Raw genomic sequence first — 22,216 nt, 5'->3', positions numbered from 1 at the left:
TCTAATTAAGGAAACATCACCTACTGCTAACTGGGAGATTAATTTTAACGTGAATAATATTCACGCTCTCATTTATCAAGGTGATATTATTCCCCAGCACACTAAATTTAAAAATTATTCCAAGTTGATTTATACTTCAGAGCCAAATTTGCAGAATGATACAACTCACCCTAAGCGTAAAGGAATTGCTGTTCAATATTTTTATCATTCTACTCCGCTTCTTCTAATTGACGGAAACCATAGAGCGATACATTCTAGAAATAGTTTTTTCTATAATTTTAAAATTGAACTTCTATCACAATCTGATTTATCCGTATTTTGCTTTGATTCATATATCGACTTTATTTCTTATCATTGGATAACAAGCAAGCAACACTTAGCTCAATTAGACAATGCTGAAGATATTGAATACTTTCTAAACTTTCTGGAAGCATTTCTTCAGGAAAATCAAAATAATATGTCCCATGGTTTACTAAATCCTTATACTGCAAACGAATGAAATTTTTGATATTTGAAAACTCCCTTGAAGGCTCGTACCATTTCCCATAATCCATTTGCCACACATGTTGCCATTTCATTTTTAGGTAATACCTAACTTCAAACTTTCTCAAATACAGTTCAATCCATTCAAGGATTCTTTTAGAGGATTCAAGCATTTTATCGGTATTTACTTGCTTTGCAAGTATTACCCATTTAAATCCATATTTATGTAGTTCAATTTTATATCCATGGGTGGTTATCAAAAATTTCTTTCTAATTGTATTTTCTACCATCCAATGTTCCTCTTCTGCTGTGTTAGGAATGGTTTTTTCAAAATAATCCCAGCCATTAGATTTCAAGAACGATTTATTTAGATACTTCTTTATAGTATGAATTCCTATTTTCTTCATATCGTTATACTCACCTCTGGGGGCAATTTGCCCCAAGCTTGTTTTCATTTTCTTCCTACCAACTCATCTAATGTTACATCTAATGCATCTGCCAATTTTATAAGAGTATCCATAGTTGGATTATTTCGTTTCCCTGTAGCCAGATCAGATAATCTTCCTGTACTGATTCCTGATAATTCGGATAGTTTTGCAAAAGTATATCCTTTTTCTTTTCTTAATTGCTCAATTTTGTTTGACAACATAATAGTGTTCCTTCCACTCCCTTATGGGAGTATAATTTAATAGCATATTGGAGGTACTAACATGGATAAATCACCTAATAAGATCCATAATCCGCTCAGATTGTTTTATCACAAGCATAAGGTACCTATTGATAAAGTAATTTCTTATACCAAGAAAAAATCATATTTTTTCTGTGGAATATTAATTTGCATAATAATTTTTTATTTGTTTGGCTTTTATTTGATAATATGGCTCTCTCTCGTACAAAATGTTTCTAATAAAGCTGTCCTATTCTTCTTATATACTGCTGCATTATTCATTCTTTTCTTATATATTCTATTCATCTCAATTAAATGGACGATTAATTCTATACTTGAAATAAATGACTATACACAGGAGGATAAATTAGTTCCACTTAATAATCTATCAACATTTTTCCAGTTATTAAGTACCGCTGTTTTTTCCTTTGTTATAGGTATCGCAAGCCCACTTTTTGATATGTTTGGAATAACAAACATGACTATACGTTTTATGAATATTCTACTTCTCTCATTTTTAGGTTCTTCCCTATACTGTAGTAAGATTGCTGTAGAACATATCATTAAAGATATAGAATTATCACTAAGATCCAAAAATTAAAGGATACACTTTCATAAATAAAATCGTCATTACAATCGCATATACAACCATTGTTACAGTAACCAAAAGCAAACGTGATATATATACTTTCTTGTCATCACACATTATTCGTATTAGCACTACTTCGCTAATAATATATAAACTTGCCAAAACAAGGTATCTTATATATAAATCTGACAATACCAAATAAAACACCAGACTCAATGTCAGTAACAATGTATTCAGAATCAGATATCTTGTATAAAATTTTTCCTTCATCTTATTTCCTTCTTCTGGGGCAATTTGCCCCAATTTTTATATCACCATATATTGCTCGATTGGGTTATCATCAGAGCCTTTAAAAATCGTTACCACATAATCGTTAGTATCTCTAATCTTATCCGCCCACTTCTTAGCTGCTTTCATATTACTGAACCAAGCAGTTTCAAAGGCTCTATTATCTTTAGATAAAATCACCATCAATTCTTCATCCATCGCTTACTTTCCTTTCCTGGGGCAATTTGCCCCAAAAATCTTTTTAAAGGAATGCTGGATAGTATTCATCTATCTTTGCCCTTTCTCCAAGTGCTTCATATCGCTCCTGGAATATTTCTTGATATTGCCTCATATTTCCGTATTCATCATAATGATCCAGCTTCCACAACAGGATCAGCATTCTTTCCGCATCTTTGACCTTTTTAAAATATGTACTTCTGGAGATATAACATTCCCTGCAAATGCATTCATGTTTTTGATTTAAAAGCCATTTCCTGATGATTAGTTCTCTTTCGAGTGCGTCAAGGTAGTTTCCATTAATGCTTTTAGCCCAGTATTTTATAAAGTTATAAGTATCTTTATCTCTATCCATTCTTTGAATCACCGTGTCTTCTTGCTGATGGTTGTTTTCATCAGATGCAGAGAGTATCCATTTCGTTGCTGATTTATAGTGCATCCTTTCAAAATCTTCTTCAACGTGAATTGTATAGTCATCATTTATAGAATAGACATTGCCAACCATCTTAGAAAAATCAAGCCAGATTCCAAATAAATATTTCAGTCTTGCATATGAGCTTGTTTTTTTAATCATCACTTCATATCCAATCATTATCCACCTCTGTTCTCCATAGATTTTCTAATCAGTTCCATCTCTGCTTCATTTAGAATCTTTGCTTGGTATTTCAGTTTGAAATTCGGAATCATTTGTTCTAGTTCCATCAAATTGTTAAGTGATGCAGTTTTCAAATAAAGATAAATCAGGTCTTTTAAGTGCAGTTGATCAGACTTCTTTAATTCAAGGTTATTCATTTCCAAAGTCTGCACCTGGTTCAATGAAGCGCCGGAAAGCACTTTAAGAGTTGCTATCATATGCCATATCTCCGGACTTGTTTCACTACTTGCCGTTTGTAAAACTGTTCCACAGATATCATCAATATTTTTCACCATATCTTCCAGTTCCATAGTTTTCCTCCGCTTCACTTTCTTTCCTTTGGGGCAATTTGCCCCAAGGTATCACTAAACCTTTATCACTTATCCTCTTAATATCTCCAAGGTATCAATTAGCCCATCAATCGCTATCCTTAGTTGTTGTTTGGTCAATTCATCTTTCTCTCTAAAATCTGGTGATTTCTTTTGCAGAAATTTATCCAGGCTTTGAATCTTTTTGATGCACTTTTGAAACTCATCTTCTTCCGGTTCTTTCTCTACGATATCTTCAGCAGATATTGATAAATCTCCATCCACATCTTTCTTATTTATCTCTGCCAGGACATCCTTTACTGTTCCATCGGAAATACCCGTAATGGCTGTGATCCATTCTCTTTCACGTCCTTCTGGCTTATCTCCATTTGCACAGTGGATTGTATAGCAGCGGTGTGCTTCTAATATGACTTGTCTACGCTCCTTTTTATCCATCGTTCTATACGCATTAGAACTTAGCAGCATCACTCTTTCTTGCAACTCATTGTCTGGATAATTCAAGATCACTGGTATCTCATGATCATCAAGTGCCTTCCCGTTATATTTAACAGTTTCTCCACTTTCAATAATCTCTTTGATTGCCTGTAATCTACGATGTCCAGATGTAAGGACATATTGTCCATCACCACTTTTAAATGCATGTAGTGGTTCAATCAATCCCATCTCCTGGATGTTTTCAACTAGCAGGTCTATATCATCCATTTCATAGACGTTCTTCTCATTAGCACAAAGTTCCTCAACGGAAACATAGATAATCTTTCCTAGTTTTGCTGCTTCAAGAGAAGCGCTATTTAATAATCCATTTTTAGATGTTAGTAGTCCCATTTTTATTTCTCCTCCTGCAGAACTTCCGCCACTAGGTCTCTATAGTCTTGCGCAACCTTTGAACGTGATTTCATATCATTTATCAACATTCTTCCCTTCATAGAAGAATCTTTAATCGGTGCAGCTTGATAACGGATATTGGTCTGATAAACCATGGATCCATATGCTATCTTTAATTCTTCCAATGTTTCTGTATCAATCTTGTTTCGTTGGATTTTCGTAGGAAGGACTCTGATTTCAAAGTTTGCCCCATCAATGTTTTCTAAGATTTCCTGAGAATGCTGCAGAGTCAATTCAATTCCTTTCAAAGCGCCCTTTTCAAGGTCGGCAGGAATGATTAATCTGTCGCATGCACATAATGCATTGGTAGTACATAGATTGATAGAAGGATTATTATCTATGATGATTTCGTCATAACCTTGTAACTTCTTCAGCAACTTCTTTAGTTTTGTCTGTTGTATTCCAGATGATGTATTTACCAACATTTGCTTTTCTACCGTAAATAAGTAGATTGTTGCAGGAATAACATCCAAATTTTCAATATTCGTATGATAGATACATTCACTTATTTCACCTGTTCCTGCTAAAGCATCTACAATCGTCAAATCTCCATCCTCAAACTCTCTTTCCGGAAATAAGAGATAAGACACACTGGACTGTCCGTCCATATCCACTAATAGTGTTTTCTTTCCTTCCTTCGCAAATCCAGCAGCTAAATTGATGCTGGTCAGTGTTTTACCAACACCACCTTTGACATTCCAAATTGATGTGATCATATTTCTTCCTTTCTGTTTTGTGTGTATTTCTGATAGACACTCAATCTTGTTTCCACTTTGAGTAAATCATCTATTATAGATTCCAATTCTGCCTTCCCATTTACAGAAACCGTAGATTTTGCCGCTTCATTCACTTTATAAATCACCTGCTGTAGTTCTCTAACTATCTCTCTGTCCATATTTTCCCTTTCTAGATTCCATATCTTTCCTGCATACGGAATTCTTCAATTTCCTGATCAAAATCTTCAATTAGAGAATCCAGATTCTCTTGAACTCTCACTACGTTCATAAACGGTGAGAATGATAGTTTCAGTTTTCTGTTTCCTCCAACTCTCTTATTGAAAAAACCATTTTTGAAACGATTTAAATATCTCTTTGCAAGTGCCATAAAGCGGTCATACGTCTTAGCATTTTGTATAAAATAACCATCTCTGACTGCAATCCATTCTTCTTGCAGCTCGTTTTCAATATGATGTATTGCATTATTGATTCTTGTGAGATTGATATTTTGATATTGATTCAACCAATCATGTCTCTTAAGTTTTGGAATATTGAATTCTTTCGTAAATTGAACTTTCAATTTAACAAAAGCTGCAACAATGCACTGTCTAAGATGCTTCAATAATCTATCAAATCCAATTCTTTCCTTTCGGTTGGAATGTTTTCTAGCAAAACCATCAGCACTGAACATTCGGCTCTTTAAACTGAAATGAGATACCCAAGTTTTTCTAACATCTCCAGCACTAACAATCTTTTTAGCTTCTGGATCAGCAGCTTTGCATAATCGTCCAGTCACTTTGTTTTGATAACGGTCGCTTTTCCAGCGGTCTACATAAACAATCTCCTCTTCACTGTAATAACGCTCTGAGATAAGGATTCTTAAATATCTGCCCTTTCCTCGTGTAACTAAGAAAGCTACATAAGGTAACGGTGGTTCATCTCCAAAGATTTCATCCATGATGGAGCAAGCACAGTGCTTACAATCCTGAATACTATCTGGGATCAAAATCTCTAAGGATTTTGCTTGAATATTGTTGCTTTGAGTTCTCTTGCCTGCACGAAGAATCTCAAACTGCTCTAGTTGAGAAAAGAATTCTAAATAACCTAGAGAAGCTACAGTAGCATCAGCTACTAATTCACCAGCGGTTTCAGCAAGCCACTCGGAAATACTTAAGACTGATTGAAGGTCATCAAACAGATTGCTACGGTTGAAAAATGAATGCATAAGGTTCCTTTCATCTTATTAACTACACATCATAGGTTTCCTATGTTGTTGTTTTTTTATTTATTTGTGATTTTTAATAAATTTTTAACATCTTTAAAATTGATTTTTTTATTTAAATCTTATATATTTATATATGCAAAGAGGTGGTGAGGTTCTTCAGGTCGTACTGAGGGTATCAGGTCATACTGAGGGTATCAGGTCATACTGAGGGTATCTTAGTCCTCTATTAATGCACTATATTGAAGGTTATTAACCTTCTTTCCCCTTTAATCACAGAACTCATTGCCGCCAAGCTTGAGCGTTCGGTGATTTTTTTATTTATATTCATCTGGATATTTTTTCATATCATTTTCGATAGCTTCTGCAAGTCCAGCAAAGTATTTAGAAGAATCAATATGGAACGCTTTACAATAAGTAATGAAGTATCGTAAGGATATTCTAGGAATATCTCCTCTGGTATATTTATTGAACGTATACTTATTCATATTTATTGCCTGCATCAGAATTTGCTTATCTGCTCCATTTATATTTTTGCCAATTCGTTTTTCGAAATCTTGCACCATATATCTCCATGCAATCAGATCTTCTCTATTTCTAACTGTAACTCTACTCCAATCACCCATTTGCTCACCCTCCTTTCTTTAGACAAATTTCTTTCGTAAAACGCAAAAATAGGTAGCTATAAGTTACCTATAGCTACCTATTTGAATGTTATGGAGCGAGTGATGAGAATCGAACTCACGTATACAGCTTGGAAGGCTGTCGTTCTACCATTGAACTACACTCGCATATTTTAAATAAAGTGGTGTCTCGGAAGGGACTCGAACCCTCGACCCACTGATTAAAAGTCAGTTGCTCTACCGTCTGAGCTACCGAGACATCTTAAATGGCTGGGGTAGTAAGATTCGAACTTACGAATGAGGGAGTCAAAGTCCCTTGCCTTACCGCTTGGCTATACCCCAATAATCAAGTCCAACTCGTAAGCATCACTCGATGCATCATCAGTAAATGGTGGAGACGGGTGGTTTCGAACCACCGAACCCAGAGGGAGCAGATTTACAGTCTGCCGCGTTTAGCCACTTCGCTACGTCTCCAAATAAATGGTGCCGACTATAGGAATCGAACCTACAACCTATTGATTACAAATCAATTGCTCTGCCAATTGAGCTAAGTCGGCGAAAAAAATGGTGGAGGTTAACGGGCTCGAACCGCTGACCCTCTGCTTGTAAGGCAGATGCTCTCCCAACTGAGCTAAACCTCCATCTATCCCTTACATTCCTTATTTTGTGGAATGCTTTAATATAGTAGCATGGTGACTTTTCATCGTCAACACTTTTTAATTTCTTTTTTTCAAATTTCTGAATCGAAGTTGATATTGTCTTAATGAACCGAAAGGGAAAATGCCCCATTTATAGAAAGGAATTGTTATGATTCATTCCATTAGATTGGATTGAATATGAAAAAGATTATATTAACCCCTATGGAAGAAAACAAATACAACATTATTAAAGAACTGGTTGATCATTCTGGCAATAAACGCCGTGCGGCATTAAAACTAAATTGTTCTATTCGTACTATCAACCGCCTGATTACACGTTATAAGTCTGAAGGCAAATCCTCATTTTCACATGGTAATCGTGGACGATTACCATCAAACACATTCTCACTGGAAACGAAAAACAAAATCATTGAACTCTATCTTAACGAGTATCTTGATGCCAACATCACTCATTTCAGTGAAATCGTCCAGATGGACCTCGGCATCTCCATCAGTGACACCACTATTAGAAACTGGTTATCAGAACACGATGTCTTGTCCCCAAAGGCCCATCGAAAAACCAAGAAACAATTAAAGGAACGTTTGACAAAACGATTAGACCAAACAACATCTACAAAGGCCAGAAACGCAATCAATGAACAAATCGAATCAATTGAAGATGATACGCCTCATTCACGAAGATCTAGATCCAAATATATGGGAGAGATGATTCAAATGGACGCTTCAAGCTACGAATGGATTCCTGGCGAGATATGGCATCTACACCTAGCTGTAGATGATGCGACCGGTACTGCTGTTGGAGCCCACTTTGATATACAGGAGACCCTACGTGGCTATTACAACGTTTTCCATCAGATACTAGTCGACTATGGCATACCCGCTCTATTCTATACGGATAAACGAACCGTATTTGAATACAGAAAGAAAACCAAGGCCTTCGACGACGAGGATACCTTCACACAGTTCTCCTACGCCTGCCATAACCTTGGTGTCGAAATCAAAACAACGAGCATCGCACAAGCCAAAGGACGCATCGAACGTCTCAACCAGACTTTCCAATCACGTTTGCCAGTTGAACTTAGACGTGCTCGTATTACTTGTATGGCGGACGCGAATAAGTTCCTAAAATCCTACCTAAAGGAATTCAATGCAAGGTTCGCCCTACACTTGAATAGTACCAATTCTGTATTTGAAGTACAACCAGATATAGAAACAATCAATCAAACATTGGCAATCATTTCATCGAGAATAGTCGATCAAGGCAACTGTATCAAGTTCAAAAACAAGTATTGGATGGCCTATGACAAGGAACACAATAGAATTCCACTAAGACCTAAGATGGAGGTATTGGTTATTGAATCATTTGATCAAAAGATCTTTGTCAATGCGATGGATACACTATACATCTTAGAAGAAGTACAAGTGTTTGAAGAAAATTCGGGTGAGTTCGATAATATCATTGAAACTCCTGAGAAAAAGAAAGTATATATTCCGCCGATATCTCACCCTTGGAGGAAGTATTCATATCAATTATTTACAAAAAAGCAGAACTATTATAGCTCCGCTAATGTTCGTTAATTTTTAAGACATTTTCATTTTTGGTTGACACCCTTTTTAATTTCTTTTTTTCAAATTTTTTGGCTATATTAGCAAAACGGTGAATAAGTTCATTTACTGTACATATACGTGTACAGTAAATGAGTTGTGACTCATTATCATAATAGTGAACTCAAGGAGACTATTATGAAAGACTTAGAAATTATTGAACATTACAATTCCTTAGATCAATTTGCTAAAGATAAAATCGACAGAGAGCTGATTGACCTGGTAAATGCAAAGAAAGAATCCAGAAACTACTGTATTAAAGTGTGTCCTAAATGTGGCTCTGTTAATTCTCGTTTTACAAAAGGCGGAAAGGCAAATAGTGGTAAACCAATGCTTCAATGCAGTAGCTGTCATAAACGCTTTACTATTGATTATGGCCAGCTTACACATTATTCACATCAGGATGAATCTAAATGGGATCTGTTAATCACAGATACATTTGCACAGGTTCCTATAGAAAAAACAGCAGCTACGCTGGATATCAGTACATATACTGTATGGCGTATGAGAATGAAACTACTTCACATGTTTGAAGAACTTCTGAATACTACAGTAGTATCCGGAGAGATTGAGTTAGATGAAAAGTATCTTCTCAATTCTCATAAAGGCGAAAAGATAGCAGGTGTTGAACCTAGAAAACGTGGCGGCTCAGCTTCAAAGCGTGGATTATCTAACGAACAAATATGTTTACCAACAGCAGTGCAGAGAAACGGCACTGCTGTTTTAAAAGCTACGAATACTGCTACTCCAACCAGTAGAGACATAATGAAGCTTGCAGACAATATTGGGGAGCACAGTATGGCGTGGCTTGATGGCAAAGCAGCATATAGTTGTCTTTTAGAAGAGAAGCACTGTGAAAAGAGAATCATGAAAGATCATACATGTTATACATCCATTGATCACTTGAATAACGTAAATGCGTTTCATTCACTGATAAAAAAGTGGTACAAGAAGTATGGAGGTGTTGCCAGTAAATATCCGAACAGATATGCAGCACTATTTGTTCTTGTTAGAGAATACAGTGGATGTGATGTTCAGGAGATCCTTCTATCCATCAAGAAAAGAATGCATCAGATAACTGACTTCTTCCGTATTGTAGATATGAAATAACAATCCGCACGTATAACGTGCGGTTTTTAGGCTACCCTATAAGGGCCTTTACCACACTTCAACCCTTAAGGGTCTTGTGTAAAAGACTGACAACCGTGTTTGCACACTATGGCTTACCCTTTAAAAGGGTCTACATATTCTTTTTTACTTAGATTATCCTGTATCATATCTTCTTTTTCTTGATTTCGGATATACTCTTCTACTACCTTCGTATTTAGTCCTACCGTACTTACATAGTAACCCTTCGCCCAAAAGTTTCGATTGCCATATTTATATTTTAAATTTGCATGTTTCTCAAATATCATCAACGATGATTTGCCTTTCAAGTATCCCATGAAACTTGATACTGCTATCTTCGGTGGTATCTTTACCAACATATGTATATGATCTCTCATTGCATGTGCTTCTATAATTTCTACATCTTTATATGCACACAACTGTCTCAATATCCCTCCTATATCTGCTCTTAATTTTCCGTAAATTGCCTTTCTTCTATACTTTGGTATAAACACAATATGATACTTACAGTTCCATCTCGTATGTGATAAACTTGAATCGTCATTTGGCTTTGTTGCCATTGATATCTCCTCCTTATATTTTGAATTTCGGTTGTCAGCCTTATTCAATTATATACGGAGGCTTTTTTCATCGCTTAAGCTTTTCCATTCTCATACGCATAGCGTATGGTTTTTATAGGAAACTTCGTTTCCTATAATCAGAAGATGTATTCATTTATTGAATTGCTACATCTCACCAATTTGCTAATATAGCCAATTTTTTTGAAATTTTTCTAACCTCCCCTTTCTTACGCATTTTACTCGATGGATATTAAACCCATAATGATGTTTCACAAGTGAATGTGCTACAATAATAGATGTTTTATGGAGGTTTCAAATGAAAATCTATAACGCTAGATACTTAGATAATAACCAACGTTTTATTGCTGCAATCATCACCGGATTTATCGCTGCAGTTATCCTTGGTAATTTATACGGACTGATTACCGCATTCTTACATATCGAATTCTCTCTAATGTTTGTTGCTATCGGCTATGGAATTGCTGCTACGATCAAACATTTTGGTAGAGGTGTTCATACGCGATTCATGGTTGTCGGTGCAATTATGACCTTTATCGCAATCTTTATTGGCGACTTAACAAGAGCGCTATCCATTCCTAGAGCGGCCATCTTATTTGCGAGTGGAAATTTTACACTGATTGCAACATTCTTCCTATCCTATCTTCGTAGTTTTGCTTCGCTTAACGTTTACGCATTAATTAGTATTGCGTTCCGTTTAATTGGTATATACGTTGGGTATACACAATCAGTTATTTTATAGAGGTGTAATATGTATAGAAAAACATGGATGCAAGTCAATCTAGATAAGATTGAGCGCAACTTGATTCAATTAAAAGAAATTTGTCAGAAGAAAATCATCGCCGTATTAAAAGCAGATGCCTATGGCTGTGGTGATATTCACGTAGCACGTGCTGTTTTAGAAGCAGGTGCAGAAATGATTGCGGTATCATCGCTAGATGAAGCTCTCGTACTTCGAAACGAAGGTTATGAAGGGAAACTATTAATACTGGGAGCCACAGAAGCTAGTGATATTCCCATTTTGATCAAGCATGGTATCTCCTGTACTGCTTACTCTACTGAATGGGTCATAAAGGCAATTAAACAGAACTGTGAAGGTTTACATGTACATCTCAAGGTTGATACAGGTATGAGTCGTATTGGCTTCCGTACAATTGACGAACTCCATTTAGCCTTTGAAAAACTGCAAGCTACCAACTGTGATATGGAAGGAATCTTCACCCATTTTTGTTGTGCAGATAGCAATTTAAATCTTACAAATCTTCAATTTTCAAAATTTAAAGAAGCAGTAGAATCCTTCTCGTATACCTTTCCTTGGGTACATTGTGATAACAGTGACGCAACCGCATTCTTTCAAGAGGATACTTCAAACGCTTGCCGTATCGGTATCTCACTCTACGGAATCTCCACTTACGAGAAATCCCTTGAACCAGCAATTTCGCTTTATAGCGAAGTTGTTATGGCAAAACATATGCATGCAGGTGATACAGTTGGGTACGGTGCTACCTATACTGCAAAGGACGATGAAATCATTGCTACCTTGCCAATTGGTTATGCAGATGGATTTGTTCGTGCAAATCAAGGCAGAAAAGTATACGTAGATGGTCAATATGCCGAGATTGTAGGACGTGTTTGTATGGATCAGGTAATGATTCACTTAGAACAAGAAGTTCCAGTAAAAACAGTTGTTGAAATCTTCGGCGAACACATCTCATTAGAAAAAATGGCCGAAGAATTAAATACAATCCCATATGAAATTATCTGTTTACTCAGTAGCCGTGTAACACGTCGTTACATCTGGCACAACCAAATCCAATACGAAGAAAACTCTCGCTTGGAAAAGAGTATCCTTACAAAAGAAAGAAAATAAAGAGATGGACAAAATTGAAGTGCACTTAACTTCCTGGGCGCTTTAATTTACAAACACGATAAGGCTTGATTCCTTGCCCGACAAGGAGTTAGGTCTTTTAATTTTATCTATATTCTTTCTTTGTTGTAATAGTGTATGTATTCATTAATCCATTTCCCATTAGAATCATTTAAGATATAACAAATCGCGTATATATTGCATATCTTTAATAAGTTGTGAATCAATGTGAAAATTGCTGCAAAATACGCACATTCGAAAACCGCTACGATAATTATCGGTTTTCATAATTTCAATAATGTGCATGAATGTAAAACATTAACATGCAATGATGTTTTTATCGCCATCCAAGTTCTTCTTACCACTTCCACTTAATTATCATTTATGGAAATTTTTGTCCACTTTGTCGGATAATGATCTACATAATCAAACTTCTCTTCCTCTGGTGAAACAAGTGCTTTATAGTATAAAACATCATCTTTTTCATAAAATACAAGCACAACACTTCTACCATTCACATTAGTAACTGATTCTGTATAATATTTGACGTTATCGGTAACTATTCTATCTGCAGAAGTTGATTTACAACCAGTCATTGATGCACAGCAAAGAACTAGCACAATTGCTAATAACTTTCTCATTTCCAATTCTCCTATTTTTCACTTTTTAGATAACTGCTTTGTGAGATGAATTATTCCAAGTATCAATATGATAATAAGTAAAATACGTATAATTATGTCCATGTATATTGTTGATGCTCCTAGTGAAAAAATATCTGTCATACCCTTCTCCCTTCTAAATGTAGAAAATTAAACATTAATATTGCATTTTGTAACTCACAGATAATAAATATTATAGTTTCCCATACAATGCGTTTCCCTTTCGCATTTCTTTTACAATTTCATCATATGAATTTCATTCTAAAATACAAGTCTATTATTTGATTTAAAAGAGCAGTATAATAAATGAAGCAAATCCCAATTTCTTAGGCACTTTAATTTACAGACATGATAAGGCTTAATTCCTTACCTAATAAGGAGTTAGGCCTTTTTTTGACTGTATTCTTTCTTCAATATAATAGTTTGAATCTAGGTTTGCGTTCCTCGTAGATTCCATCTTTGTCCTCATTTGTTTATTTCATAATAAAAGTGAACCTCCTAAGTTGTTATCCAACTTTTAGGGTTCACTTCAAAATTGTTCATCGTTTTTCATTGATTGGTAACAAATCAATAAATCCTAATTCAGGATTATTATACAAGCGAACAAAGAATTTATTTCCAGTCGCAAATCCTCTTGAAATATACAAGAGTCTTCCATCAAGATTCTTGATGCCATGAGTATATCTTGGAAATAATCCTTGTTGTGGTGCGTATAATCCTTGTCTAATAAATGGAATTGCCCATTGGCCACCATGTGCATGTCCACTGATAATTAGATTTACAGGTAGTTGTTCATAAAATGCAATATGGTGTGGACGATGCGATAAAAGGATTCGATAATATGCTGTCATACAAAGAGAATCTACTTCCTCTACTGTCTTATCCATCTTAGGCCCGCCATCTGTTAAACCAATGATTTCTAGTAATTGTCCATTAATATTCATTACTTCACTATCATCCAGTAGAACCTGCACACCATCGGAACGCATCGCAATAACATACTCTTGTAGTTTTTCTTTAAGTACTTGATCATGGTTACCACTAATGTATACACGTGGGTATTGTCTCAATGCATGCATGAATGCAAGCATACTCTCATTATCTCCCCTTGGCGTAAAAATATCCCCTGGAAATACAATTAAATCTGGTTTATGTTTATTTACCATACGGATAATACGTTCATTGTCTTTACCAAAACTTTGAGAATGTAAATCAGAGATTACACAGATACGCACGCGTTTTGAAATGAGTGGTGAATATATCTTTTTTCTAGTCGCATCAATTTTATGTGGCCATCCTAAAAACACAATCAGTGCAAGCAATAAAATCATCACAACTGAAACAAGTATAATTGTACGCATACCTTCTACCCTCCTACACCACTTAACCAATTCGTTTTATATAATCGAGTTAAATATAATACACCTCTTACCGAAATATCAATTGCCATCGCTAGCCAAGCTCCCATAAGACCCATCGTAGGTGCTAAGAAGAACGCTAGTATAATACGAATCCCCCATAAGCTCAATAAATTGAGTATAAATGGCACTACCGTATCACCAGCACCACGTAATACACCTGTGATTACAATTGATGCCGCAAATAACGGTTCTGCAAGCATGACAACACGAATCACACTGACACCTAGCTTTTGTACTTCAACATCTGGTGTTAATATTGCAAAAATCATCGGTGATGCAAAAAACAAGATTATTGCAAGGATACCCATTACAGACATACCCAATAGGGTTATGATGTTCGCAAAGTCTTTCGCAAGATCTTTCTTACCAGCTCCGCTTGCTTGTCCAATCAGTGTTGTAGCTGCAGCTGCGATACCATAACCTGGCATATAACAAATTGATTCTACCGTATTACCAAAGGAATGTGCCGCAATGGCCACTGTACCAAGTGGCGCAATAATCTTCGTTGACACAATCTGCCCCATGCATAATACGCTTTGTGCTAACGCATTTGGCATTCCTATCTTCCAAGCAGAAGACAACACCTCTTTACTAGCAAACCAATTTCCATAAATTTCTTTGATATGTAATTCATTTGATTTTGTTAGGGCTACCTGAAAGGAAATCACAGTACATACACATACCGCAAGTGATGTACCAAGCTGTGCACCCAAAACACCAAGATTTGCCCCATATACCCATATCTCAACACCAAAGATCGAAATGAGCCGAGATGGGAAAATTAGAATAAAATTAAAGATAATATCTAAGATACACATTAATACAGCCATCTTACTTGGGGTCTTCATATCACCTGCACATTGCAGCATACCATTCACCAGATAATTTAACTGACGTATCGGAAGGAAGATTGCATATAAACTTAGGTAATCTATCGCATCTTTCCAGATCTCTGGCTGGGCTTGTAGCCATGATGGGGCCACATGTGCCCATACATAACAGATTCCTGCAATCAAAAAAGATATCAATAAAGACGTTAAGATTGACCCTTTAAATATCCTTCTACTACGGTCAAGCTTACCTGCACCAACGGCATGGGCAACCTGTACCGAAAAGCCGATTGAAACGCTGTTAATAAGCTCTCCAAATAACCAAGTACTCGACATAACAAGACCAATTGATGCAGAGGCTAATGCACCAAGTGCACCAACCATCGCTGTATCAATAAATCCCATCACTGTTTCTGTAATGACTGCTAGGATTCCAGGAATACTGAAATCACGTATCAATTTTATCTTATCGGAAAGTGTTAACTGTTCTGCACTCCGTATCTTTTCTGCTAGCTGTGTATTCATACACCTATTATACAAAAAGGTACTCCCTTTGGAGTACTCCTTATGCTTATTTATTTGGATTAAAGTATACAGTTGTGCCAGCATCTACAGATTTTGTAATCCATACACTCGCTCCAATCACACAACCATCTCCAATTATGGTATCACCACCAAGAACTGTAGCGTTGGCATAGATAACAACGTTATTGCCAATATTTGGATGACGTTTTATACCCTTTACAAGCTCGCCATTCTCATTGACCTTGAAACTCTTCGCACCAAGCGTAACACCCTGATATAACTTCACATGGTGACCAAGCACTGCTGTTTCACCAATAACAACACCAGTACCGTGGTCAATGCAGAAGTAATCGCCAATCGTCGCACCAGGATTAATATCAATTCCCGTCTTTTCATGTGCATATTCTGCCATTAGACGTGGGATATATGGAACACCCAAGTCATATAACACATGCGCGATACGATAGATAAAGATAGCGTAGAAACCAGGATATGCAATGACAACTTCCGGTTTCGATTTCGCCGCTGGATCACCATCGTAGATTGCTTGGATATCTGTTAAGACAGAGCGTTTGATTGCAGGTAGTTCCTGCAAGAACATATCTCTGAGATGTCCACATATGGAACAATCTGCACCCTTAAATTGCAGAGAAGCCTGAATCTCCTTCTGTAAGCCTTCTGATAAATAGTTTATCGCTTGTTGCTGGTTTAACATTCCAGCATGATAGTAATCTGGCAAAATAACTGCTTGTACCTGCTTTAATATCGTTATGATATTTGTACGATCAGGAATACGCATTTTTAATACTATATCTTCATCAGTAATATCATTTAGTTCTTTGAGTAATGTTTCGTAATTTTCCATTTTATTCTGCGAATAATGCAGTTGATAAATAGCGATCACCTGAGTCAGGTAGTAATACAACAATCAACTTACCTGCATTCTCTTCTCTCTTCGCTACTTCAAGTGCAGCGTATATTGCTGAACCCGAAGAAATACCAACTAATATTCCTTCCTTTCTGCCGATTTCAGCACCTGTTGCGAAAGCTTCTTCATCTGTAACACGGATAACTTCATCATAGATATCTGTATCTAATGTTGTAGGAATGAAGCCTGTGCCGATGCCTTGAATCTTATGAGAACCTGGTTTACCACCTGTTAATACAGCACTTGTTGCAGGTTCAACACCAATTACCTTCACATTCGGATTCTTTTCCTTTAGGTACTTACCTGTACCAGTGATTGTTCCTCCTGTTCCGATAGCGGAAACGAAGATATCAACCTCACCATCTGTATCTTCCCAGATTTCTGGTCCTGTTGTTAAGAAATGTGCTTTGCGGTTTGACATATTTTCAAATTGCTGTGGAATAAAGGAATTCTCAATACCCGCCGCAAGTTCTTCAGCCGTGGCAATCGCACCCTTCATACCTTTAGCACCTTCTGTTAATACAACTTCAGCACCATAGCCCTTTACCATCTTACGACGTTCAACGGACATTGTTTCTGGCATTACTAGAATAACACGATAACCCTTTGCTGTGCCAACTGCAGCTAAACCGATACCTGTGTTACCAGATGTTGGTTCAATAATTGTAGCACCTGGCTTTAATAAACCAGCTTCTTCTGCATCTACAATCATCTGATATGCAATTCTGTCTTTGACAGAACCTGTTAAGTTAAAATATTCAACCTTTGCTACAAGGCGCGTTTTTAAGCCAAGGTCCTTTTCATAATGTGTAAGTTCTAATAATGGTGTATGACCAATTAATTCAGTTGTTGATTTTTTGATATTTGACATAGTATTTTCCTCTTTTTCTCATGTAATATAGACAAGCGGTAAAAACAAAAATCCGAGCATGCATTCATATGCCCAGATTTATCTACGATTGCACTTGCGAATCACTGCAATAATTGTAAATTAAAGCAGCCCCGACGCAGTAACAGCATTCATCCGGACATTGTTTAAATTACAACAGCAACACATTTGATTCACCATTTGTTTGTTCATGCCCGTTTCCTCCTGTTCACCGTTCTGATTACGGAAATCATCATAGTACTATCAGTTTTATTTGTCTACTCTAGTGATTCAACTTTTTTCTTTCACTTTGAATAAGTACTTGAATGTCTGCTTCTTCAAACTGTTCTAATTGCTCTGAAATCTCAGATTCATCTGCAAATTGATCGAAGATATTTTGTTTTTCATGTAATCGTTTTACCAGTGTTTCATCTATCGTATCAGCTGATAATAATCGGTATACAAATACATGATTGACCTGCCCCATACGATAGACACGTGAGATTGCTTGCATCTCATCCGAAGGTTTTAATTGTGGTTCACAAAGAATTACAATCTCTGCAGTCTGAATGTTTAAACCAATCCCACCCGCATGAATTTGTATTGGTAATACCCGCGCAATAGGTTCATCAAACTGGCGTAGAATATCTTGTCGTTTCTCCAGTGATAATTTACCACTAATCACCGGCAAAGCTTTGCCTAATAATAGATCTGAAACGAAAGACAGCGTATCTAGAAAGTAAGAGAATACAATAACTTTTCTTCCTTCACTGAGTGCCTGTAAACAAAGCTCTGTCATTCGTTCTGCTTTTGTGGAATTGAGTGAATTCCAGGATACTCTACGCATTGCCATAAAGTTTTCAGATTCAACTGCTTTACGGTAAGAGTTGATTTCCTCCTCATTCATCATGCACCATTCATCGTAAATCGTTAGTTCTGGAAGCTCCATAAGTACATCTGCACGCTTACGACGTAAGTACACTGGCGCAATCTTCTTGCGAAATAGTTCTGCTTTCGCTAGATATTTCATCCCTTTAATTTCATTTGCAATTGACGGATTCAAGCACTCAATTAGGTAACACATTTCATCAACATTGTTTTCAATGGCTGTACCTGTCATATATAGAGCGTATTCTGCTTGTTCAATGATTCGTATCGTGTGACGAGTACGTTGTGCATCTTTATTTTTAACAAAGTGCGCTTCATCCACGACTACCATATCAAGCGAAAAATCCTTATCAAAGATGATCTTATCTAATCCTTCATAATTGATGATTGCAATACCACCGTTGCTCTCCCAAACTGCATAATCACCAAAACTATCCCCATGCAATATATATGCTTGCATGTCTGTTAGTTTTTCAACTTCACGTTTCCAATTCAATAATAAACTAGCTGGACATATCACAAAGAAATAACGATGACCTTTATGATATAGATGATTCATTGCCGCAATTGCTTGAATGGTTTTACCAAGTCCCATCTCATCTCCCAGTAATACTCTTTTCTGATGCAGAATATACTTAGCTCCAAACTCTTGATAATGACGTAACTCAGTATGAAATGATTCTAGTAACAACGGTGTTGCTTGTATCTTTTGCAACAGCGAAACATCAATATCTTCGTCGACATCATCTTTGATTTCAATATCCGCAAGTTTTTCAATCACAGTATAGTATTGAATCGCATTCTCTTTATAATCCTGTAATATCGTTTCAAAATCTACATCTTTTAGCACAATACAATCATCATAAAATTGCTTAATTATCTCTGCGTAAACAGATTGATTAAAGTATTTTACATCTTCTACAGCTTTTAAAAATTTCTGTTTCTTTTTTCTATCACTAAAGATCCAACCAAAAAAGTTTTGAATCAACCCACTGTTATCATAAGCTTCTTGAATTCCACGCTCTGTTTCTTGATAGATTGTATTTAACTTTGCAAAGTTTTCTTTGGTATGTAGATAGAAATAGATTTCTTGCATGATTTCTTGATCTCTATCACTTAGATGTTCTAGATCTATGCGATAGTGAATCTGACTTTTGATTGCTGCAGTACTGCGATGCAGTGCCAGCATAAGTTTATCTGCAGTTTCATCACCTATTCCATCCAACGCTTCTAGTTGTCTACGATTATATTTCAACAAATCATACATCGTTATAATGTGATTTACATGCAGTGCCTGTAAGGGAAGCCTTGCGAATGTTTTTGTAAGATCTGTAATCGGAATTTGTCGAAGCTCTCCCTCAACTTTATCCACGATGATATATTGACATCGATCATGAATACTTTGAATGTTTTTCCTTTCTTGTAAACGCAACGAAAAGAGTTGATTTCTTAGCATCTTCAACTGTTCACGTTCATACCGAATCTCTTTGTAGTTGATATTTCTTAATCGCATCATTTCCTCATAAGAATTATAAATTGTTCTTCTAAAAAAACAAATGACCACATTGTAGCCATTTGTTAACGTTACTTATTTTGTCCACTTTGCAAACTCTTCATCTGTCGCAAGTACTGTATGTGTATCAGTAATCTTGTGGTAGCTTCCAACTGTGTAATCAACATCTTCTTTTGTCTTGTCATAGCTAAGTGCTATGCGTTTTTTCTCTACAACTGGATTTGCTTTTGGAATCGCAGATAGGAGTGCTTTTGTATATGGATGAATTGGATTATCAAAGATTTCATTTGTTGTACCTGTCTCTACAATATGACCTAGGTGCATAACTCCAATACGATCAGAGATATACTTCACCATCGAAAGGTCATGTGCGATAAATAGATACGTGATTCCAAGCTCTTGCTGTAAGTCTCGCATCAGGTTAACGACCTGTGCCTGTACAGATACATCCAAAGCAGAGATAGCTTCATCTGCGATAACAAGCTTTGGATTCATAATTAACGCACGTGCAATACCAATACGCTGTCTTTGCCCACCTGAGAACTGCTGTGGATAACGCGTCGCATGTTCACGAGATAAACCAACCTTCTCTAAAATTTGATATACACGCTCTGTTAACTCTTCTTCTGTCTTATAGTCATGATGAATACGCAACCCTTGCGCAATGATTTCTTTGACTTTCTTACGTGGATTTAAGCAAGCCATCGGATCTTGGAAAATCATCTGCATGTTCTTACGTAGATAATCATTTTCCTTCTTTGAAAGCTTTCTACTGATATCATGACCATTGAAGATAATCTTTCCCTCCGTAGGATCATATAAACGGATGACTGCACGCCCTGTTGTGGATTTACCAGATCCAGATTCACCTACAAGTCCATAGGTTTCACCTTCATAGATATCAAAGCTAATACCATCGACAGCTTTTGTGGTGTAATTTCGAGAGAGACGAAAGTGCTGCTTTAAATTTTCTACATGCAATAATGGTGTTGCGTTATAGTCAACTGCCATACTTTTCACTCTCCTCTCTCATGCGTTCAATTCTATCTTTTAGAATTGCTGGCATCTCTGCGCGTGGACTTCTTTCATCACATAACCATGAAGCCACACGGTGTTGGCCACCGACATTAAACATTGGTGGTTCTGCTTTATAGTCAATTGCTAATGCATATTCATTACGTGGTGCAAACGCATCATACGTAATTGGCTTTAATAAATCTGGTGGAGTTCCTGGAATTGCGTATAATCGATCAGAATTTGTTTCTGTATCTGGCATAGACGCAAGTAATCCCCAGGTATATGGATGACGAGGGTCATAGAAGATTTCATCAATAGAACCCTTTTCAATAATTCTACCTGCATACATGACATCGACATAGTCCGCAACCTTTGCGACTACTCCTAAGTCATGCGTAATAAAGATAACGGAGATATTTCTTTCTACCTGAAGCTTTTTAATAACTTCTAGAATCTTTGCCTGAATCGTTACATCAAGCGCTGTAGTAGGCTCATCACAAATCAGAATATCTGGATTACATGCAAGTGCTATCGCAATCACAACACGCTGACGCATACCACCAGATAACTGGTGCGGATATTCTTTAAATCTTTTCTCAGGGTTTTCAATTCCAACTTCTGCCAAAAGATCGATTGCACGCTTTTTCGCCTCTTCTTTGGAAATGCCTTCATGAATGATCATCCCCTCCATAATCTGCTTCCCTATCTGCATGGTTGGATCAAGTGATGTCATAGGGTCTTGGAATATCATCGCAATATGTTTTCCACTAAAGCGGTAACGAATTTCTTTCTGCGATAGTGTTGTCATATCCACAGTTTCACGTTCACCCTTTTCATTTGTAAAACTATATTCAATACGTCCACTATCAATCCTACCATTCCCTGCTAGAATTCCCATGATGGCACGCACTGTAACCGACTTACCCGAACCAGATTCACCTACGATAGCGATTGTTTCACCTTTGAACAAATCCATACGCACACCACGAATAGCCTTCACTCTACCCGAAGCTGTTTCAAAAGAAATATTCAGATCACGTATTGATAGTACTTTATCTTTGTTTGCTGACATGGAAAC

The 22,216-nt window shown here is 36.6% G+C and carries 23 protein-coding genes and 6 tRNA genes; 4 read left to right on the top strand and 25 right to left on the bottom strand.

Annotated features, from left to right (window positions below; genetic code table 11):
- Positions 1-341: 341 nt before the first annotated feature.
- From RGT18_RS02695 to RGT18_RS02620, 16 genes are all read right to left on the bottom strand, one after another.
- Positions 342-938 (bottom strand): hypothetical protein, encoded by a 597-nt coding sequence (locus tag RGT18_RS02695; protein WP_028077640.1) that lies wholly within the window; start codon positions 936-938, stop codon positions 342-344.
- Entirely contained in the window at positions 935-1,132 is a 198-nt protein-coding gene (locus RGT18_RS02690) for a helix-turn-helix domain-containing protein (RefSeq protein ID WP_037403515.1), read from the bottom strand. The genes RGT18_RS02695 and RGT18_RS02690 overlap by 4 nt, the downstream gene beginning before the upstream one ends.
- Positions 1,133-2,045: 913 nt before the next feature.
- Positions 2,046-2,225, bottom strand: coding sequence for a hypothetical protein (locus RGT18_RS02685; RefSeq protein WP_028077644.1), 180 nt, complete (start codon positions 2,223-2,225; stop codon positions 2,046-2,048).
- Between the two features lie 43 nt (positions 2,226-2,268).
- Complete coding sequence (locus tag RGT18_RS02680) at positions 2,269-2,835, bottom strand: hypothetical protein (protein WP_028077645.1); 567 nt, start codon at positions 2,833-2,835, stop codon at positions 2,269-2,271.
- On the bottom strand, positions 2,835-3,188 hold the full coding sequence (locus RGT18_RS02675) for a hypothetical protein (protein ID WP_028077646.1): 354 nt from the start codon (positions 3,186-3,188) through the stop codon (positions 2,835-2,837). The genes RGT18_RS02680 and RGT18_RS02675 overlap by 1 nt, the downstream gene beginning before the upstream one ends.
- A 69-nt stretch (positions 3,189-3,257) precedes the next feature.
- On the bottom strand, positions 3,258-4,031 hold the full coding sequence (locus tag RGT18_RS02670; RefSeq protein ID WP_028077647.1) for a ParB N-terminal domain-containing protein: 774 nt from the start codon (positions 4,029-4,031) through the stop codon (positions 3,258-3,260).
- Between the two features lie 2 nt (positions 4,032-4,033).
- Positions 4,034-4,807 (bottom strand): ParA family protein, encoded by a 774-nt coding sequence (locus tag RGT18_RS02665; protein WP_028077648.1) that lies wholly within the window; start codon positions 4,805-4,807, stop codon positions 4,034-4,036.
- Positions 4,804-4,986 carry a hypothetical protein gene (locus RGT18_RS02660; protein ID WP_028077649.1) on the bottom strand — a complete coding sequence of 61 codons (183 nt, stop codon included), beginning with the start codon at positions 4,984-4,986 and terminating at the stop codon, positions 4,804-4,806. Before RGT18_RS02660 ends, RGT18_RS02665 begins: the two co-directional genes overlap by 4 nt.
- Positions 4,987-4,997: 11 nt before the next feature.
- Positions 4,998-6,032, bottom strand: coding sequence for a hypothetical protein (locus RGT18_RS02655; protein WP_028077650.1), 1,035 nt, complete (start codon positions 6,030-6,032; stop codon positions 4,998-5,000).
- Positions 6,033-6,346: 314 nt separating this feature from the next.
- Positions 6,347-6,655: a hypothetical protein gene (locus RGT18_RS02650; RefSeq protein ID WP_028077651.1), complete on the bottom strand. Its 309-nt coding sequence runs from the start codon at positions 6,653-6,655 to the stop codon at positions 6,347-6,349.
- Between the two features lie 91 nt (positions 6,656-6,746).
- A tRNA-Gly gene (locus RGT18_RS02645) sits at positions 6,747-6,820 on the bottom strand.
- Positions 6,821-6,835: 15 nt separating this feature from the next.
- Positions 6,836-6,911: transfer RNA gene (locus RGT18_RS02640), tRNA-Lys, on the bottom strand.
- Positions 6,912-6,919: 8 nt separating this feature from the next.
- Positions 6,920-6,994, bottom strand: a tRNA-Gln gene (locus tag RGT18_RS02635).
- 47 nt (positions 6,995-7,041) lie between these two features.
- Positions 7,042-7,126, bottom strand: a tRNA-Tyr gene (locus tag RGT18_RS02630).
- Between the two features lie 7 nt (positions 7,127-7,133).
- A tRNA-Thr gene (locus RGT18_RS02625) sits at positions 7,134-7,209 on the bottom strand.
- Between the two features lie 8 nt (positions 7,210-7,217).
- Positions 7,218-7,293 (bottom strand) — tRNA-Val (locus tag RGT18_RS02620).
- 195 nt (positions 7,294-7,488) lie between these two features.
- Here RGT18_RS02620 and RGT18_RS02615 point away from each other — a divergent pair.
- Both RGT18_RS02615 and RGT18_RS02610 read left to right on the top strand, forming a co-directional pair.
- The gene (locus RGT18_RS02615; RefSeq protein WP_338174896.1) at positions 7,489-8,889 is read left to right on the top strand and encodes an ISNCY family transposase; all 1,401 of its coding nucleotides are present in this window, start codon (positions 7,489-7,491) and stop codon (positions 8,887-8,889) included.
- 165 nt (positions 8,890-9,054) lie between these two features.
- Entirely contained in the window at positions 9,055-10,026 is a 972-nt protein-coding gene (locus RGT18_RS02610) for an IS1595 family transposase (protein ID WP_338175064.1), read from the top strand.
- 113 nt (positions 10,027-10,139) lie between these two features.
- Here RGT18_RS02610 and tnpA read toward each other — a convergent pair whose 3' ends face one another.
- The gene (tnpA, locus tag RGT18_RS02605; RefSeq protein WP_006627367.1) at positions 10,140-10,604 is read right to left on the bottom strand and encodes an IS200/IS605 family transposase; all 465 of its coding nucleotides are present in this window, start codon (positions 10,602-10,604) and stop codon (positions 10,140-10,142) included.
- Positions 10,605-10,920: 316 nt separating this feature from the next.
- Between tnpA and RGT18_RS02600 the strand changes: the two genes are divergently transcribed.
- Positions 10,921-11,364, top strand: a complete 444-nt coding sequence (locus RGT18_RS02600; RefSeq protein WP_006526129.1) for a hypothetical protein — start codon at positions 10,921-10,923, stop codon at positions 11,362-11,364.
- A 9-nt stretch (positions 11,365-11,373) separates the two neighbouring features.
- Positions 11,374-12,492, top strand: coding sequence for an alanine racemase (gene alr, locus RGT18_RS02595; RefSeq protein ID WP_028078125.1), 1,119 nt, complete (start codon positions 11,374-11,376; stop codon positions 12,490-12,492).
- A 368-nt stretch (positions 12,493-12,860) separates the two neighbouring features.
- Here alr and RGT18_RS02590 read toward each other — a convergent pair whose 3' ends face one another.
- The 8 genes from RGT18_RS02590 to RGT18_RS02555 all read right to left on the bottom strand — a co-directional run bounded on the left by RGT18_RS02590 (position 12,861) and on the right by RGT18_RS02555 (position 22,210).
- Entirely contained in the window at positions 12,861-13,130 is a 270-nt protein-coding gene (locus RGT18_RS02590; protein WP_028078124.1) for a hypothetical protein, read from the bottom strand.
- A gap of 557 nt (positions 13,131-13,687) precedes the next feature.
- Entirely contained in the window at positions 13,688-14,509 is an 822-nt protein-coding gene (locus RGT18_RS02585) for a metallophosphoesterase (protein WP_051240985.1), read from the bottom strand.
- A 5-nt stretch (positions 14,510-14,514) separates the two neighbouring features.
- A complete protein-coding gene (locus RGT18_RS02580) occupies positions 14,515-15,924 on the bottom strand; it encodes an MATE family efflux transporter (RefSeq protein WP_028078123.1) in 1,410 nt (469 codons plus the stop codon).
- Positions 15,925-15,970: 46 nt separating this feature from the next.
- On the bottom strand, positions 15,971-16,789 hold the full coding sequence (locus RGT18_RS02575; protein WP_028078122.1) for a serine acetyltransferase domain-containing protein: 819 nt from the start codon (positions 16,787-16,789) through the stop codon (positions 15,971-15,973).
- Position 16,790: 1 nt separating this feature from the next.
- Entirely contained in the window at positions 16,791-17,723 is a 933-nt protein-coding gene (gene cysK / locus RGT18_RS02570) for a cysteine synthase A (protein ID WP_028078121.1), read from the bottom strand.
- Positions 17,724-18,003: 280 nt separating this feature from the next.
- Positions 18,004-20,121 carry a DEAD/DEAH box helicase gene (locus RGT18_RS02565; protein ID WP_051240984.1) on the bottom strand — a complete coding sequence of 706 codons (2,118 nt, stop codon included), beginning with the start codon at positions 20,119-20,121 and terminating at the stop codon, positions 18,004-18,006.
- 75 nt (positions 20,122-20,196) lie between these two features.
- A complete protein-coding gene (locus tag RGT18_RS02560; protein ID WP_028078120.1) occupies positions 20,197-21,132 on the bottom strand; it encodes an ABC transporter ATP-binding protein in 936 nt (311 codons plus the stop codon).
- Positions 21,122-22,210, bottom strand: a complete 1,089-nt coding sequence (locus RGT18_RS02555; RefSeq protein WP_006526139.1) for an ABC transporter ATP-binding protein — start codon at positions 22,208-22,210, stop codon at positions 21,122-21,124. The genes RGT18_RS02560 and RGT18_RS02555 overlap by 11 nt, the downstream gene beginning before the upstream one ends.
- Between the last annotated feature and the right edge of the window lie 6 nt (positions 22,211-22,216).

The organism is Solobacterium moorei (assembly GCF_036323475.1).
Lineage (GTDB): Bacteria > Bacillota_I > Bacilli_A > Erysipelotrichales > Erysipelotrichaceae > Bulleidia > Bulleidia moorei.
The sequence above is the reverse complement of the archived record's forward strand: the minus strand, read 5'-3'. Positions and strand labels throughout refer to the sequence as shown.